This window comes from Paractinoplanes maris (assembly GCF_023544465.1).
Classification (GTDB): Bacteria; Actinomycetota; Actinomycetes; order Mycobacteriales; family Micromonosporaceae; genus Actinoplanes; species Actinoplanes maris.
Map to the genome: position 1 here is coordinate 1 of NZ_JALPVL010000020.1, position 16,244 is coordinate 16,244.

General features: G+C 73.0%; 13 protein-coding genes. 7 read left to right on the top strand and 6 right to left on the bottom strand.

Going from position 1 to position 16,244, the window contains the following annotated elements; genetic code table 11:
- The 4 genes from NAG42_RS42415 to NAG42_RS42430 form a co-directional block, all read left to right on the top strand.
- On the top strand, positions 1–786 hold a 786-nt coding region (locus NAG42_RS42415; protein WP_250038205.1), incomplete at its 5' end, for a carbohydrate ABC transporter permease.
- 14 nt (positions 787–800) lie between these two features.
- On the top strand, positions 801–2,765 hold the full coding sequence (locus NAG42_RS42420) for a right-handed parallel beta-helix repeat-containing protein (protein WP_250038206.1): 1,965 nt from the start codon (positions 801–803) through the stop codon (positions 2,763–2,765).
- Between the two features lie 136 nt (positions 2,766–2,901).
- A complete protein-coding gene (locus NAG42_RS42425; RefSeq protein ID WP_250038207.1) occupies positions 2,902–3,831 on the top strand; it encodes a GlxA family transcriptional regulator in 930 nt (309 codons plus the stop codon).
- Positions 3,832–3,861: 30 nt separating this feature from the next.
- Positions 3,862–4,497, top strand: a complete 636-nt coding sequence (locus NAG42_RS42430; RefSeq protein WP_250038208.1) for a DJ-1/PfpI family protein — start codon at positions 3,862–3,864, stop codon at positions 4,495–4,497.
- Between the two features lie 111 nt (positions 4,498–4,608).
- Here NAG42_RS42430 and NAG42_RS42435 read toward each other — a convergent pair whose 3' ends face one another.
- Genes NAG42_RS42435 through NAG42_RS42445 form a run of 3 tightly spaced genes read right to left on the bottom strand, consistent with a single transcriptional unit; the run spans position 4,609 to position 8,069 of the window.
- Positions 4,609–6,186, bottom strand: a complete 1,578-nt coding sequence (locus NAG42_RS42435; RefSeq protein WP_250038209.1) for a Na+/H+ antiporter — start codon at positions 6,184–6,186, stop codon at positions 4,609–4,611.
- 3 nt (positions 6,187–6,189) lie between these two features.
- Positions 6,190–7,575 carry an FAD-binding oxidoreductase gene (locus tag NAG42_RS42440; protein ID WP_250038210.1) on the bottom strand — a complete coding sequence of 462 codons (1,386 nt, stop codon included), beginning with the start codon at positions 7,573–7,575 and terminating at the stop codon, positions 6,190–6,192.
- On the bottom strand, positions 7,572–8,069 hold the full coding sequence (locus NAG42_RS42445; RefSeq protein WP_250038211.1) for an alpha/beta fold hydrolase: 498 nt from the start codon (positions 8,067–8,069) through the stop codon (positions 7,572–7,574). The genes NAG42_RS42440 and NAG42_RS42445 overlap by 4 nt, the downstream gene beginning before the upstream one ends.
- A gap of 123 nt (positions 8,070–8,192) precedes the next feature.
- Here NAG42_RS42445 and NAG42_RS42450 point away from each other — a divergent pair, with 123 nt between their 5' ends.
- Positions 8,193–9,191 (top strand): alpha/beta hydrolase, encoded by a 999-nt coding sequence (locus NAG42_RS42450; protein ID WP_250038212.1) that lies wholly within the window; start codon positions 8,193–8,195, stop codon positions 9,189–9,191.
- A gap of 72 nt (positions 9,192–9,263) precedes the next feature.
- Positions 9,264–10,232, top strand: coding sequence for a helix-turn-helix domain-containing protein (locus NAG42_RS42455; protein WP_250038213.1), 969 nt, complete (start codon positions 9,264–9,266; stop codon positions 10,230–10,232).
- A 112-nt stretch (positions 10,233–10,344) separates the two neighbouring features.
- Here the strand turns inward: NAG42_RS42455 and NAG42_RS42460 are convergent, their stop codons facing one another.
- The gene (locus NAG42_RS42460) at positions 10,345–11,118 is read right to left on the bottom strand and encodes a class I SAM-dependent methyltransferase (protein ID WP_250038214.1); all 774 of its coding nucleotides are present in this window, start codon (positions 11,116–11,118) and stop codon (positions 10,345–10,347) included.
- Positions 11,119–11,298: 180 nt separating this feature from the next.
- Complete coding sequence (locus tag NAG42_RS42465; RefSeq protein ID WP_250038215.1) at positions 11,299–12,204, bottom strand: hypothetical protein; 906 nt, start codon at positions 12,202–12,204, stop codon at positions 11,299–11,301.
- A gap of 197 nt (positions 12,205–12,401) precedes the next feature.
- Here NAG42_RS42465 and NAG42_RS42470 point away from each other — a divergent pair, with 197 nt between their 5' ends.
- Entirely contained in the window at positions 12,402–13,043 is a 642-nt protein-coding gene (locus tag NAG42_RS42470) for a hemerythrin domain-containing protein (protein ID WP_250038216.1), read from the top strand.
- Here NAG42_RS42470 and NAG42_RS42475 read toward each other — a convergent pair.
- A complete protein-coding gene (locus NAG42_RS42475) occupies positions 13,003–16,206 on the bottom strand; it encodes an ATP-binding protein (protein WP_250038217.1) in 3,204 nt (1,067 codons plus the stop codon). The two genes, NAG42_RS42470 and NAG42_RS42475, sit on opposite strands and share 41 nt — an antisense overlap.
- Positions 16,207–16,244 lie beyond the last annotated feature (38 nt).

The window sequence follows — 16,244 nt, forward strand, 5'->3', positions numbered from 1 at the left end:
GGCTGGCTGTGGCTGCTGGTGGTGATGCTCCCGCTCTACTGGATCGTGATCACCAGCTTCAAGACGCAGGCCAACTACTTCATCACCAACCCCCTCGCGCCGGCGACCGATCTGACCTTCGAGAACTACAAGACGGTCATCGACAACGACTTCATCCGCTACTTCCTCAACAGTGCGGTGGTCACCCTCGGCGCGGTCATCCCGGCCACCCTGATCAGCTTCATGGCCGCCTACGCGATCGTCCGGGGCACCCACAGCCGCTGGCTGCGGGCGATGAACGGGTTGTTCCTGCTCGGCCTGGCCATCCCGCTGCAAGCGGTGATCATCCCGGTCTACCTGATCATCATCCGGCTCAAGATGTACGACACCCTGCTGGCGATCATCCTGCCCTCGATCGCCTTCGCCATCCCGCTGAGCGTGCTGGTCCTCTCGAACTTCATCCGCGACGTCCCGAAGGAACTGTTCGAGTCGATGCGGATGGACGGCGCCACCGAGTGGGGCACACTGTGGCGCCTGGCCTTCCCGCTGACCCGGCCGGCCCTGGTCACCGTGGTCATCTACAACGGACTGGGCATCTGGAACGGCTTCCTGCTGCCCCTGGTGCTGACCCAGAGCCCCGAGCAGCGCACCATCCCGCTCGCCCTGGCCGCCTTCCAAGGCCAGTTCGGGGTCAACATCCCGGCCATCGCGGCCTCGGTCGTGCTGACCACCGTCCCGATCGTCCTGCTCTACGCCATCGGCCGCCGGCAACTGCTCAGCGGTCTCACCGCCGGATTCGGTAAATAGAAAGGCATTCAGCGATGACCTTCGAGTACCACGTGGCCACCAGTGGTTCCGACACCGCATCCGGATCGGCCGGCCAACCTTTCCGTACGATCAACCGTGCGGCCACGGTCGCGTCGGCCGGCGACACCGTGATCGTCCACGGGGGCGAGTACCGCGAATGGGTCAAGCCCCGCCGCGGCGGCCTCAGCGACACCCGCCGCATCACCTATCAGGCGGCCGCGGGCGAGCACGTTGTCATCAAAGGCTCGGAGCGGGTCACCGGCTGGGAGAACGACGGCGGCACGGTGTGGAAGGCGACGGTTCCCAACACGCTGTTCGGCGACTTCAACCCGTACGCCGAGGAGGTGGCCGGCGACTGGATCGTGTATCCCGAGAAGGCAGCCCGCAAGCACCTCGGCGACGTCTACCTGAACGGGCTCAGCTTCTACGAGGTGGACTCCCGGTCCTCGGTGGACGCCCCTGAGAAGCGTACGGAAATCGTCGACAACTGGACCCGGACCACCGCCCAGGTCCGCAACCCCGACCAGACCCAGCTCGTCTGGTTCGCCGCCGTCGACGAGGAGTCGACGACGATCTGGGCGAACTTCCAGGGCGCCGACCCCAACGCCGAACTGGTCGAGATCAACGTCCGCCGCTCGGTCTTCCACCCGGTCGTGCCGCACCTGGACTACATCACCGTCCGCGGTTTCGAACTGGCCCAGGCGGCCTGCCCGTGGACGCCGCCGACGGCCGACCAGCCCGCTCTGATCGGGCCGAACTGGTCCAAGGGCTGGATCATCGAGGACAACGTCATCCACGACGCGAAGTGCTCGGCCATCTCGATCGGCAAGGAAGCCTCCACCGGCCACAACTACGCGACCGAGCGCGGCGACAAGCCGGGGTACCAATACCAGCTCGAGTCGGTGTTCACCGCGCGGCAGATCGGCTGGGACAAGGAGCACATCGGCTCGCACGTGATCCGGCGCAACACCATCTACGACTGCGGGCAGAACGGCATCGTCGGCCACCTCGGTTGCGTGTTCTCCACCATCGAGGACAACCACATCTACAACATCGCGCTGAAGCGGGAGTTCTACGGCTACGAGATCGGCGGCATCAAGCTGCACGCGGCGATCGACGTGGAGATCCGGCACAACCGCATCCACGACTGCTCGCTCGGCGTGTGGCTCGACTGGCAGACCCAGGGCACCCGGATCAGCCGGAACGTCCTCTACCACAACAGCCGCGACATCTTCATCGAGGTCAGCCACGGCCCGTACCTGGTGGAGCACAACGTCTTCGCCTCGCCGGCGGCGATCGAGCTGTTCAGCCAGGGTGGCGCGTTCGTCAGCAACCTGATCGCGGGCACGGTGCGCGTAGAGGCCGTGATGGACCGGGCCACGCCGTACCACCGGCCGCACAGCACGCAGGTGGCCGGCTACGCCTACATCCGGGCGGGCGACGACCGCTGGATCGGCAACCTCTTCGTCGGGGGAGACCCGGCCGCGGCGTACGGCACGGAGGCCGAGGGCAAGGCGCCGGCGCTGACCGGGACCTCGTCCTACGACGGCTTCCCGGTCTCGTTCGACGACTACCGGGCGCGCATCGAGGCCCAGCCGCCGGGTGACCACCAGCGCTACCTCACCGTGGAGCAGGCGGTCTGGACCCGGGCCAACGTCTACGCGGCGGGGGCCCGCCCGTTCGACGGCGAGACCGCCCCGGTGGTCGTGGGATCGGGGTCGGTCGCGGTGACCGACGACGGCGACACCGTCCACCTGACCACCACGCTGCCGGCCGAGTTCGACGGGGTGCGGCTGGGGCCGGTGTCGGGGCGCGACCTCGAGCGGGTCCGCTTCGCCGACGCCGAGTTCGAGGAGCGCGACGGGACGCCGGCCGTGATGGACGCCGACCTGCTGGGTGCGGCCAAGAAGTCGGGCGAGTTCCCGGCCGGTCCGATCGCGACACTCACCTCCGGTGAGGCCACCACGCGCATCTGGTGACCGGTTGACGGACTTCAGGGCGCGACAGCCATCCCCCCGGCGGCCGCGCCCTGATCTTTTCCTGATCGCCTCCGTGGCCGGAAAGGTGGGATCAACGACGTTGCTGCCGTCGCGGTGAGGCCGCAGGCTGGTCGGCATGAGCGGTCGTCCTGTCCTGATCCTGATGTTCCCGGGTGTGCAGAGTCTCGACGTGACCGGGCCGCTGGAGGTGTTCGCGGGGGCCGGAGCGCAGTACCGGGTGATGACAGCCGGCCCGGGCGGCACGGCCGTGCGCACGTCGAGCGGTCTCACGCTGGTGCCCGACGCGGATCTGGCCGGCGTACCGGCGCCGGACACGGTGGTCGTGCCGGGCGGGGAGGGCACCCGCGACCTCGATCCGGCGATCGTGCGATGGCTGCGGGCCCACGCGTCAGAGGTGCGGCGGGTCGTGTCGGTCTGCACCGGGGCGTTCCTGCTGGCCGAGGCCGGGCTGCTGGCCGGGCGCCGGGCCACCACTCACTGGCGGGTCTGCGGCACGCTGGCCCGGCGGTATCCGGACGTGCTGGTCGACCCCGAGCCGATCTTCGTCCGGGACGGGCCGATCGCCACCTCGGCCGGCGTGACCGCCGGCATCGACCTCGCGCTCGCGCTGGTCGAGGAGGACCTCGGCCGCGAGGTCGCTCTGACCATCGCCCGGCACCTGGTCATGTTCCTGCGCCGCCCGGCCGGTCAGACACAGTTCAGCACCCAGCTCTCGGCCCAGCTCGCCGACCGGTCCGGACTGCGCGAGGTGCAGGGGTGGATCGCCGAGAACCCGCACGCCGACCTGCGCGTCCCGGCGCTCGCCGAGCGGGCCAGTCTGTCGCCGCGGCAGTTCTCCCGGGCGTTCACCGCCGAGGTAGGGGAGACGCCGGGCCGGTACGTCGACGCTGTACGCCTGGAATCCGCCCGTCGCCTGCTGGAGGACAGCCAGGACACCATCGACCGGATCGCGGTCCGATGCGGGTACGGCACGAGCGAGGCGATGCGGCGCGCGTTCGTCCGCGTCCTGGGCGTCCCACCCACCGAATACCGGCGTCGTTTCTGACCCGTCGTTGTCTCTCTTCCGGAGGACCTGATGCAGATCGCCATCCTGCTCTTCGACCGCTTCACCGCCCTCGACGTGGTCGGCCCCTACGACGTGCTCAGCCACCTGCCGGGAGCGCACGTCACCTTCGTCGCCGAACGCCCCGGCCCGGTCGGCAACGAGGTCGGCACTCTGCGCCTGCACGCCGATGCGGCGCTCGCCGACGTGCCCGCTCCGGACGTGGTCCTCGTCCCCGGTGGCCCGGGCCAGAACGCCCACATGCACGACGGCCCGGTCCAGCAGTGGCTGCGGACGGTGGACCGGCACAGCACCTGGACCGCCTCGGTCTGCACCGGCTCCCTGCTGCTGGCCGCGGCCGGCCTGCTGACCGGCCGGCGGGCCACCACCCACTGGCTGCGCCACGACGACCTCGCCCCGCTCGGCGCGGTCCCCACGGCCGGCCGAGTCGTGTTCGACGGCAAATACGTCACCGCGGCCGGCGTCTCGGCCGGAATCGACCTGGCCTTCGGCCTGGCCGGCCGCATCGCCGGGGACTTCGTCGCCCAGAGCATCCAGCTGGCCCACGAATACCAGCCGCAGCCGCCCTACCAGGCGGGTGACCCGGCCACCGCGCCCCGGGCCGTCCGCGAGGCAGTCCTGGCCCGCCGCGACGCCATCATGAACTGACCGACCACCGCGTGCCTGCCGGTTACGAAGCCGACCCCGCGCCGCCCGAGCTCCGGCTGCCGTTCGCGTCCACTTCGGAGAGCTCCATCGTGACGCTGATCGCCCGCGCGGTCAGCGGTCGGAGTGATCGCCGAAGCTGTGGTTGCGGAGCTGGACCTCCTCGAAGTCGAGGTTGGTGAGGATCTCCTGCATCACCTCGTCGTCGATCGTGCCCTCGTCGCGCAGGCGGACCACGGTGTCGTGCTTGTGGGCCAGGGCGGCCAGCCGCAGCTCGCGGTCCTCCTGGATCCGGCGGCGGGTGTCCTCGCCGTCGTCCGGCTCGTCGCCCCGCAGCAGGCTCAGCCGCTGCTCGAACTGCTCGCGGACCTGGCCGGTCAGCTCGGGGCTCGCGCCCACCCGGTCGGCCAGCTCGGGCAGCGCGGCCAGCGCCTCCTCGGTCGCGGTGGTCTCGGCCAGACGGCGCTCCCGGTCGGCGCTGCCGTCGTCGTGCAGGCCGGCCCAGCGGACGATCCGGGGCATCAGCGGCGCCTGCACCAGCAGGGTCACCGCGATCACGCCGGCCGTCACGAAGACCACCAGGTCACGGTCCTCCAGCGAGTGCGGGACGGCCAGTGCCGCGGCCAGCGAGACCGCGCCCCGGAATCCGGCGGCGGCCATGACCGTACGGGGTTTGGCCCCGACCCGTCTCGTGCGCTGCACCGGCCGGCGGTCGACCATGCGGATCAGGTACGGGCTGGTGAACATCCAGGCGAAGCGGACACCGATGACCGCGGCCGAGACGGCGACGACAGCCACCAGCGCCTGGGCCAGGCCGATGGTGCTCAGGTCGCGCACGGCCGACTGCACTTCGAGCCCGACCAGCACGAACAGGGCCGCGTTGGCCAGCGCGGTCAGGAACCCCATGACCGTGCCGACGTACTGCCGGGCCTCGGCGCTGAACAGGCGGGGCGCCGCCCGGCTCACCCACAGGCCGCTGACCACGACGGCCAGCACGCCGGAGGCCTCGATCTCCTCCGCGATCAGATAGGCCGCCAACGGTGTCGCCAGGGCCAGGATGTTGTGCTGGAACGGGTCCCGCAGACGTTTGCGCAACGCCACGCTGACCCACGCGACGGCGGCCCCCATCACGATGCCGCCCAGATAGGCCAGGGCGAACATGCCGGACACCCCGGCCAGCCCGACGTGCTCCTCGCCGACCGTCACGCCGACGGCCAACGCGTAGATGACCAGCGCCGTGCCGTCGTTGACGAGACTCTCGGCGCGCAGCGTGGTGGCGAAGCGGCGGGGGAGCGACCGGCCCAGCACGCCGACGGCGGTGGCGTCGGTCGGGGCCACCGCGGCACCGAGCACCCAGGCCGGGCCCCACGGCATGCCCAGCGCGTGGGCGGCCACCGCCGCGGCGGCCGCGGTGGCGGCGACCAGCACGGTGCTGAGCAGAACGATCACGCGGAGGTTGGAGCGGATCTCGCGCAGCGACGTCGAGAAGCTCTCCCAGTAGAGCAGCACCGGCAGGAAGAGCAGCAGCACCGCCTCGGGCGGCAGGTGCGCCGCGCGCAGGGCGGGCAGGAAGCCGAGCAGCACCCCGGCCAGCAGGAGCAGGGCCGGCGGGGCCATCCGGAACTGGCGGGCCAGGCTCGTGCAGACGAGCACGGCGACGCCGACCGCGACCGCGAGCAGCAGACTGAGCACGGGTCAGCCGATCACTTTGCCGGGGTTGAACAGGTTGAGCGGGTCGAGCGTCCGTTTCACCGCGACCTGCATGGCCAGCACCCCGGCCGACAGTTCCTGGCGCATGCCCTCGCGCTTGAGCAGACCGACACCGTGCTCGCCGGTCACCGTGCCGCCCATCGCGATCGCCGCGCTCAACATGTCCTCGAAGGCCGCCTGGGCCGCCCGGCGGGCCTCGTCGTCGCCAGTCGGGGCCAGGATCAGCGGGTGCAGGTTGCCGTCGCCGGCGTGCGCGATCGTGGCGATGGTCGCGCCGTGCCGGGCGGCGATCGCTTCGATCGCCGCGAGCATTTCCGGTACGCGGGAGCGCGGTACACAGACGTCCTCGGTGAGCACCGGGCTGAGCCGCTCCAGCGCCGGGTAGGCCAGCCGCCGGGCCGCGAACAGCGCCTCGGCCTCGACCTCGTCGGTGGACTGCTCGGCCCACATCGCGCCGGCCGCCCGGAACACCTCGGCCACCGCGGTGGCTTCCTCGTCGCCGGCTGCGCCGGGCATGTCGAGCTGGGCGAGCAGCAGCGCCGCGGCGTCCGCCTCCAGACCCAGGTGCTTCCACTCCTCGACCGCCCGCAGGCAGGTGCGGTCGAGCAACTCGAGGGCGGCGGGCAGCAACCCGGCCCGGGTGATCGCGGCGACGGCCTCGCCGGCGGCCACGACGCTGGAGAAGGCCCCGACCACCGTACGGGGGGCCTCGCGCCGGGCCGGGCGCAGGCGCAGCGTGATCTCGGTGATGACGCCGAACGTCCCCTCCGAGCCGGTGAACAGGCCGGCCAGGTCGTATCCGCTCACCCCTTTGGTCGTACGCCGGCCGAGCCGCACGACCGTGCCGTAGTCACCGGCCGGACCACCGACGACGGCCTCCAGGCCGAGGACGTAGTCGCGGGTCACGCCGTACTTGAGGCAGCACAACCCACCGGCGTTGGTGGCCACGTTGCCGCCGATCGTCGACCAGGGCGCGCTGGCCGGGTCGGGCGGATACCAGAGCCCGTGCTCGGCCACGGCCGCCTTGAGGTCGTTGTTGATGACGCCCGGCTGCACGGTGGCCGTCATGTTCTCGGCGTCGATCTCGACGATCCGGTTCATCCTCGACAGGTCGAGCACCATCGCCCCGTCCACGGCGTTGGCTCCGCCGGACAGCCCGGTGCCGGCCCCGCGCGGCACGATCGGCACACCGGCCCGGGCACAGGCCGCGACCACCCGGCGTACGTCATCGGTCGTGCGCGGACGGACCGCCCCGACCGCCCGGCCGTAGGGCGCCCACTCGGCGTCGTCGTGGCTGAGGCTCTCGAGAACGTCGGGGTCGTCGATGACGTCGAGCCCGTCGAGGTGCTGCTTCACGTCAAGCTGTGTCATGTCAAGAATCCCAAGATCGCCTCGTTGGTGCGCTCGGGCTGGTCGAGGTTGGCCGCGTGCCCGCAATCGTCGAGCACGACCACGGTGGCCCGAGAGTTCGCCACCGAAGCATGCTCACACGGCCAGAGCTGGCTGTCGCGCGCGGCGATGAAGAGGCTGGGCACCTCCATCCGGGCGACCACGTCACGCCAGTCCGCCTCGGCGTGATTCTGCAGGAGGGTGCGCCTTTCCGGCGTACGGGGATCGGCGAACACGGGCGGGCCGCCCAGAACCTCGGCGACCCGGGTGAGGCCGCCCAGCCGACTGCCCCGCAGCCCCCGGCCCGTGTCCGGGATGCCGGCGTCGAACAAGTCGTAGTAGGCGACGAGCGCCGCCCGCTGCAGTTCCCAGCTCTCCAACGGCGCACAGAACCCGGCCACCAGCACCACCGGCGTGCCGTCCCCCTCATCGACATAGTGGAGGCGAACCCCGTCGCTGGTGGTGACCGTCGGCATACCCGCGACCCTACGCCGACCGCGGACCGCCGGATGGCGGGGAAGTTCCGCCGTGTGGCGCTCGTCTTTGTGGTGGTGTGGGTCACAGACTGGCGGAAACTTTCTCGTAACAAGGGGGTTCTCGTGACGAGCGTTCTGCCTGAGACCAGGGGCACCGTCGGGCCGCCTCCGCCGTTCGATCCTGAACTCGGTGCGGCCCTCGCCGTCATCGGGGAGCAGCTGCCGTCGGCGCTGACGGCGGAGATGATCGAGCCGATGCGGGCCGGCAGTGTGCTGGCCGACGTCAGCGACGAGGAACTGGCCCGCGACGGCGCCTTCACCGTGGTGCGGCGCGGCGTTCCCGGGCCGGCCGGCGACCCCGACGTGGAACTGCTGATCCTGACGCCGACGGGGCACAACACGGCGCTGCCGGGGATCTATCACACGCACGGCGGCGGCATGGTGATCGGCAACAACCGGACCGGCATCGAGGCGATGCAGGACTGGGCGGCCGAGGTGCCGTCGGTGATCGTGTCGGTGGAGTACCGGCTCGCGCCGGAACACCCGCACCCGGCGCCGGTCGAGGACTGTTACGCCGGGCTGGTCTGGACCTTCGAGCACGCGGCCGAGCTGGGCATCGATCCGGAGCGGATCGTCATCGCCGGGGCCAGCGCCGGGGGTGGGCTGGCCGCCGGGGTGGCGCTGCTGGCCCGCGATCGGGGCGGTCCGGCGCTGTTCGGGCAGATGCTGCTCTGCCCGATGATCGACGACCGCAACGACACCCCGTCGGCGATCCAGATGGCCGGGCGGGGCGTGTGGGACCGCACCGCCAACGACACGGGCTGGACCGCCCTGCTGGGCGCCGCCCGCGGTGGCTCCGAGGTTTCCCCGTACGCCGCTCCGGCGCGAGCCACCGACCTGTCGAACCTGCCTCCCGCGTTCATCGACGTCGGCTCGGCCGAGACGTTCCGCGACGAGGACGTGGCCTACGCGAGCCGCATCTGGCAGGCCGGCGGCCAGGCCGAGCTGCACGTGTGGCCCGGTGGTTTCCACGGCTTCGACCTGATGGTGCCGCAGGCCGCCATCTCGGTGGAGGCCCGGGCGGCCCGGGTCCGCTGGCTGAAGAGGCTGCTCGGCGCCTGAGAACTACCCGGTCAACTGCGTGGGGCCGCCCGGCTCTGTCCGATCGCTCGCCGGGCGAGGGAGGATGGGACGGTGAAGGACCTGGCCGTCCGCCTCGCCGCGTTGGACCCCGACGCCGGGGCCGCGCTGCGCGTCATCGCTTATTTCGACCGCCTGACCGAGGCCCGCGCCGGCCTTCAGACGATCGTGCGCGGGGCGGCCGTCCTGGCCGGCTGCCCCGCCCGTCTGACCGACGATCCGCACCGCATCCAGGTGCGGGTCCAGCCCGACGGCGCCTCCTCCCCGGCCGGCGAGCCGGACCCGGCGTGGATGTCCGCTCCGGTCGGCGGCGCCACCCTCTGGCTGGAGCGCCCCGGCCCGCCCGGCCCGGTCGAGGCAATGGTGCTGGAACGAGCCTCGGCCGCCGCCAAAGCGATCCTCGACCGCACCCGCCGGCAGGCCGACCCGGCACTGTCCGAGCTGGTGATCGACGCGACCGCGGCCGAACCGCTCCGCCTGCAAGCGGCCGCCCGCCTGGGTCACAAGCCCACCGATCGCGTACGAGCCATCGCCCTCGACGACGGCACGGCCGTCCTGCTCCCCGAGTCGGCCGGGCCGCCACCCGCCACCCGAGCCGGCATCGGTCCGACCGGCCCGGTGGCCTCGTTGCCGGAGTCCTGGGCCGCCGCCCGGATCGCGCTGCGCTTCACCGCCGAGGGCACCGAGCAGGACCCGGGCCGCCGCATCGTGCACGCCGACGACCTCGGCGGCCTCGCCCTGCTGGCCACCGCCGTGACCCCCGGCTCCGAGCCGATCCCCGACGTGCGGGCGCTCGAGCGCGCCGCCGCGACCACCCCGTGGATGCTCACCACGCTCGACGCGGTGGCCGAGACCGCAAGCCTGCGCGCCGCCGCCACCGCGCTGCGCGTCCACCACTCCACGCTGCAGGACCGCCTGGCCCACGCCATCCCCGTCCTGGGCTGGGACGTCCGCGACCCGCGGGGCCGCCTGCGCCTCCAACTGGCTCTGGCCCTGCGCCGCCTGCACCGATCCCGCCACTGACCGGCAGCGCCCGTCAGCCCGTTGCGGCGGCCGTCAGTCCGTCGCATCGGCGGTCACCGCGGCACCGGCTGGTTGGCGTGGTGCGGCGCGGGTCGGCGGGATGCGGCAGCGGTCAGCCTGGTGCCGTGGCCGTGGCGAACACGCGCCGCAGCGAGTCGAACGTCTCCAGTGAGCGGCGCCCCTCCTCCTGCAGCGACCGCACCGCCGGGTCGGAGCCGTCCGCCGCGACCGCCTCCTCCCACAACGTCCGCTCGGCCTGGCGCCACGCGGGCTTCTCGTGCACCTCCACGTCGACGAAGCCGGCCCCCGGCAGGTCCCGCCGCAGGTTCACCGCCCGGATGCGCGCCGGAACCCCGTCATCCGACGGATCCACCGCCTCCCAGCAGGTCACGGCGAGCCGGCCGCCGGGCGCCAGCAGCCGCCGGAACTCGAGCAGGGCGGCGATCGGCGGCTCGGCGAACTGCACCGCGTCCACACACATCAGCCCGTCCGCAGCCGCCGCGGGCAACCCGGACGCGACCAGGGTCCCCACCCGGAACTCCGACCGCCCGGCGGGCAACTGCCGCGCACCGTTCACCCGGGCCCGCTCCACCGCCACAGCCGAGAAGTCCACCCCGATCAGACGCGTGCCGGCCCGCCGGGCGACCTCGATGCCGTACCCGCCCCGCCCGCAGGCGATGTCGAGCACCAGGCCGCCCGCCGGCAGGCGCAGCTCCGCGACCAGTTCGGCCACCCCCGCCCAGGACAGGGCGCCCCCGTCCCGCATCTCCGGCGGCAGCCCCATGGCCCGCCCGATGATGGCGTCCCGCTCCGGTGACGCGATCATGTCCGCATACCACTGATCGAAGTACTCGTTCACCGGCGCGCCCGGCTCCTCGGCTGACATCCGCGCACCGTACAGCCCGGGCCGCTGTTCCTCGACCCTGCCGATACCGCCCGGGCAACCCCGCGATCAGCCGCTCCAGCCGGACCGGACGTCGAACAGCCCCGGCCCGCAGCGCCCATCGCGGCGATCCCGCTCCTGCGGTCAGCCCACAACGATTCAGCAGTTGAGCGCCGATTTCCGTCAGTCGTCGGTGCCGGGCGCCGTCGGAGTCGACACCCCTGCCGCGGGCCCGGCCGGCTCGGAGGAGGCCGGCGGTCGGTCGCGCTGGGATCCGCGGGTGAGCGACGGCACGGCATACGCCAGGGACACGAGAGTCGGCGCCGGCACCAGCAACGCCAGCAAGGCCGTGACCACCAACCAGCCCGCGGAAGGCTTCTCCCAGTAGGAGATGTGAGTCGATGCGACCACTCCGGTGAAGACCGACCCGACCACGGCGTAGCCGACGGCGGTGAGGGTGCCCACGAACATGGCGTCGATGGAGCGCTCCGATTCGCCGTCACGGGGCGGCCGAAGACGCCGCCAAGTGATCAGAACGACGAGCAGGACGGGGGTGTAGGCGATCAGCGATCCGGTGATCCATCCGGACGGAGTGGCGTACCAGGCACGCACGTATCCGTAGACCGTCACAGCCATCAAGGTGGCGACCACCGCGATGACGCCGTACAGGATGACGGCCACCACTTGGCCGAGACGGTCCAGCGCCAGCCCGGAGGTGCCCCCGTCGCCACCCTCCGGCGTGGCGACCAGGTAGGCCGCCAGGAGCCAGGCGATACCGCTCACCATGGCCACGGCTCCCAGACCCAGCAGCCCACTGGCGACGACTGTCTCGGTCCAGGCGCGCTTGCACGCGGCTGGGTCCGTGTCGCCCGTGACGAGACCGAACAGGTAGCTGGCCAGTCCGAGCACGATGAAGGCCGCGCAGAAGAGTCCGATGGTTCGCACCCGGGTGGGCCCGGGCCGGCGCTCGCTCAGCAGCATGACCAGACCGGCGAAGACAAAACCGGCCAGCACCGCGGCCAACTGGGTGTTCGACTCGGCCGACGCGACCGGGCTCCAGTCAGCCGTGGGACATTGATTCGTGACCATGGGCGGACTATCGCGGTGGCGGCCCGCCGGACCCATCCGGCGCAACGCCAGTCCTTTGTGGAAGATCCGCGCCGGGCGGCGTCCGACCGGGCGGACGGTCACCCGGATCGGCTGATGAGCGCGGACCGAAGGCACGGTGGCCGGGGCGTTAAGCCGGCCTTAGGCCGGCCGCAGGTGGGGGCGCGCACCGTAGCGTCATGAACAACGAACCCACCGGGCTGTTGCTGGCCCACCGCGCCATGCTTCGGGACCTCGACCGGCTGGCCGGGCTGACCGAGCGGCTCGTGGCCGGCGGGACCCGGCTCGAGCCCAAGCGGGCGGCGGCCATCGCCGACTACCTGACCGATTTCTGCGACAGCATTCACCACCACCACAGCGCCGAGGACGAGGTGCTCTGGCCGGTGCTGGAGCGGGCGGCGGGGGCGCACGTCGACCTCACCGAGCTCACCGACGACCACGCGGTGCTCGACCCCAAGCTGGCCCGCGTCCGGTCCGGGGCGGCCGCTCTGAAGGCCGGTCGTACCGTCTCGGCCGAACTCGCCGCCGACCTGGCTGATCTGCGCGACACCTTGCACGAGCACATCGGGGACGAGGAGCGCATGATCGTGCCGCTGATCAAGCAGTACGTCTCCGACGACGAGTGGAACCGGGTCGAAGGGGCGATTCGGAAGCGGGGCGCGAAGATGAGCTTCGAGGTGCCCCGGGTGCTCGCGGTCAGCACGGCCGACGAGCTGGCCGAGGCCCGGCGGGCGGGCGGTATTCCGGTCGCCATCATGATCAAACTGTTGCCGTTGCCGTTCAGGCGCCGCGAGAGCCTGGTGTTCCGAGGCGCTCGATGAGGGCTTGCGCTGATTTCGCGTACGCGGGGTCGCCGGTCAGGGCGTGCAGGGCCGCGTCGACCGGGCCGGCATAGAGTGTGCCCGAGTCGAGGCCGGCGATCCGCCCGGCGAACGGCAGGAGGTCGGCGGCCAGCGAAGCGCCCGTCTCCGCGTCGCCGAGCCGGGCCGCCGCGTGCGCCCGCAACGTCGTGTAGCCCAGCCAGTAGTAGTTGCGGTCGATCGGCCGGCGACCTTCCCACACCCGCCGGGCGCCCGCGGCATCGCCCGTATCCAGCAGCGCGAGCACCAATGGGTCGGTCACCCGTCCCGGGTACGCGGCCTCGATCGCCACCATCTCGTCGCGCAGCGGGGCGAAGTCGCCGCGGCTCACCGCCGCCCCGATCCGGCCCACCGTGGCCATGGCGGCCCCGCTGAGGTCGCCCTGTTCGGCCAGGCGGCGGCTCACCTCCTCGTAGCGCCGCACGGCCTCGTCGACCCGGCCGGCCAGCAGCTCGAGCAGGGCCGTGAAGATGCCGACCACCGCCAGCAGGCTGCCGAGCTGGCCGGTGGTGGAGCGGGCCACCGCCAGGTCCATCTCGGCCCGGGCCCGGTCCAGGTCGGTGTGGGCGGCCGAGTCGAGGAACAGCAGCCAGTGCGCCACCGCCTCGTGATCGATCTCGCCCGCCCCGGCCGCCACGGCCAGGTATTCCTCGGCCACCGGGCGTCGCTGGTCGCGCAGGTCGGGGCCCAGAGCGGCGTACGCCCGGACGTTGAGCGCCGCACACAGCAACCGGGCGTCAGCGGTGCCCCGGGCCACCGTCAGGGCCTCGGCGCTGATCCGCTGGGCGGCGGCCTCGTCGAAGCCCTCCAGCTCGCGGAACAGCGCCAGTAGAAGCCGTACGCGAAGCTCGTCGGCCGGCTTGTCGGCGAGCCGCCGGCGAAGGGCGCCGACCGCCGCCGGTGACGGCTCGCGCCCGTCGCGCGTCGTCCAGATCAGCGGCGCGTCCCAGGCGACCAGCAGCGCGGCGTCGTCGTGGGTGGCCAGCGCGTCCAGATAGATGGTCCGCGCCCGCACGATGTCGCCGGCCCGGGCGTGCGCGGTCACGGCCGGGGCCAGCAGCCCGGCCGCCGAGCCGGTGACCCGGGTCCCAGCCAGCTGCCGCAGCCGCAGTGCCTGCCGCCATTCGACCGCCGCCTCGCGCCACGACCCGGCTCGCTCGGCGGCGTGGGCGGCGGCCACCGCGTACGGAATGGCTTGTTGCGCCGTGGCCGGGCCCGCCGCGGCCGCCGCGTGCCGGGCCAGCGTCGCCGCGTCCGCGTGCCCGTCGAGCGCTTGCAGAGCCCGGGTGTGCAACCGCGCTCGGCGCAGCAGGGGAGTGTCCTCGTAGAGCGTGTCGCGGACCAGCGCGTGGGTGAACCGCACCTGCCCGGGCGCGGGCTCGTCGAGCAGCCCGGCCAGCACCGCCGCCTCGAGCAGGTCGACCAGGTCGTCCGGGTCGCGCCCGGCCACCTCGGCCAGCACGTCCAGGTCGGCCTCGCGCCCGAGCACGGCGATCTGCCGCAGCGTCGTCGCGGCCGCGTCGGGCAGCCGGGCGATGCGACGACGCAGCACCTCCCGCACCCCGGCCGGGATCCCCGACCCGGCCACGCCCGCGCCCTCGGCGGCGATCAGGCGGGCCAGCTCGCGGACGAAGAGCGGGTTGCCGTTGGTGCGCTCGGCCACCATGGCCAGCAGTTCCGGGCCGGCCTCGGCCAGACCGTGCCGGCGGGCCAGCTCGGTCACCGCGGCGGGCGGCAGACCGCGCAGCTCGAGATGGGCCGCGGTGGCGCCGACCAGCGCGCCGATCGTCGCGTCGAGCTCGTCACCGCGGTCGGTGCTGCGATAGGTGACCAGCACCAGCAGCGGCCGCCCGGCCTGCTGGGCCACGACCTGGCGCAGGAGCTGCAGGGTCAGGTCGTCGGCGCGGTGCACGTCGTCCAGCAGCACCGCCGTGCGCCCGGTATCGAGCGCGGCGGCGATCGACCGGCCCAGCTCGAACGGGTTGGCGGGGCCTGCCCATCCCGGCGCCGAGCCGAAAGCCCCCGCCGGCGCCGAGCCGACAGCCCCCGCCGGCGCCGAGCCGAAAGCCCCCGCCGGCGCCGAGCCGAGGGCCCCGCTCGGAGTCGAGCCGAGGGCCTCGGACCAGGCCCAGCCGGGCGGGGCGCCGTCGACCTCGGGGCAGCGCCCGCGCCGGCCGTGCCAGCCGGCTTCGACCAGTCCGGCCAGGGCCGCCTCGGCCAGTGTGGTCTTGCCCGCGCCGGCCTCCCCGCCGACCAGCACGATCCGGGCCCCGTGCCGGGCCGCCTCGTCCGCGGCGGCGGCGATGGTGGCCAGCTCGGTCTCGCGGCCCCAGGTGGCCGGCGCCGCGATCGAGGTGGTGGTGGCGGGTGCGTCGAGGGCCGGGGCCTGGGCCAGGATCGCCGTCTCCAGCGCGCGCAGCACCGGGCCGGGATCGACGCCCAGCTCGTCGGCCAGGTGGTCGCGGGTCCGGCGCAGCACGGCCAGGGCCTCGCCCTGGCGGCCGCCGCGATAGAGGGCGAGCGCGAGCAGGCGTACGGCGGACTCGCGGCCCGGATTGTCGTGCAGGTGGCGTTCCAGCTCGGCGACCACCACCGCCGAGCGGCCGAGCGCGAGCTGGGCCTCGGCCCGGGACTCGACGGCCAGCAGGCGCAGCTCGGTCAGGCGGGCCACCTCGGGCACGGCCCACGGTTCGCCGGCCACTTCGGCGTACGCGTCGCCCTGCCAGCAGTCGAGGGCCTCGGTGAGCAGCCGCACCTGGTCGGCCGGCCCCGCCGTGGCCGCGCGGCGCACCAGGGCGTCGAAGTGCCACGCGTCGACCCCCTCCGGGGGCAGCCGCAGCGCGTACCCCGGGGGCGCGCTGACCAGCACGGTGGCCGGGGTGCGCGGGGCCCGGCCGGGTTCGAGCGCGCGGCGCAGGTGGGAGATGTGCACCTGCAGGGTGGCGAGTGCCTTGGCCGGCACGTCGGCGTCGCCCCACAGGTCGTCGACGAGCCGGTCGGCCGAGACGACGTCTCCGCCCGCGACAGCGAGACGTGCGAGCACGGCCCGCTGCCGCGGTCCACCGAGGTCGGCCGCCGCGCCCCGGACGGTGGCGCGCAGCGGGCCCAGCACGGAGAGGAACACTGCCCCGAAGTTACCGGCAAGATCGGCCTTCGCGGCCC

Excerpts from the sequence above, each read along its gene's own strand:
- NAG42_RS42430 (WP_250038208.1), top strand. The coding sequence starts at position 3,862 with ATGCAGATCGCCATCCTGCTCTTCGACCGCTTCACCGCCCTCGACGTG.
- NAG42_RS42465 (WP_250038215.1), bottom strand. The coding sequence starts at position 12,204 with ATGGTCACGAATCAATGTCCCACGGCTGACTGGAGCCCGGTCGCGTCG.
- NAG42_RS42420 (WP_250038206.1), top strand. The coding sequence starts at position 801 with ATGACCTTCGAGTACCACGTGGCCACCAGTGGTTCCGACACCGCATCC.
- NAG42_RS42460 (WP_250038214.1), bottom strand. The coding sequence starts at position 11,118 with ATGTCAGCCGAGGAGCCGGGCGCGCCGGTGAACGAGTACTTCGATCAG.
- NAG42_RS42445 (WP_250038211.1), bottom strand. The coding sequence starts at position 8,069 with ATGCCGACGGTCACCACCAGCGACGGGGTTCGCCTCCACTATGTCGAT.
- NAG42_RS42440 (WP_250038210.1), bottom strand. The coding sequence starts at position 7,575 with ATGACACAGCTTGACGTGAAGCAGCACCTCGACGGGCTCGACGTCATC.
- NAG42_RS42425 (WP_250038207.1), top strand. The coding sequence starts at position 2,902 with ATGAGCGGTCGTCCTGTCCTGATCCTGATGTTCCCGGGTGTGCAGAGT.
- NAG42_RS42470 (WP_250038216.1), top strand. The coding sequence starts at position 12,402 with ATGAACAACGAACCCACCGGGCTGTTGCTGGCCCACCGCGCCATGCTT.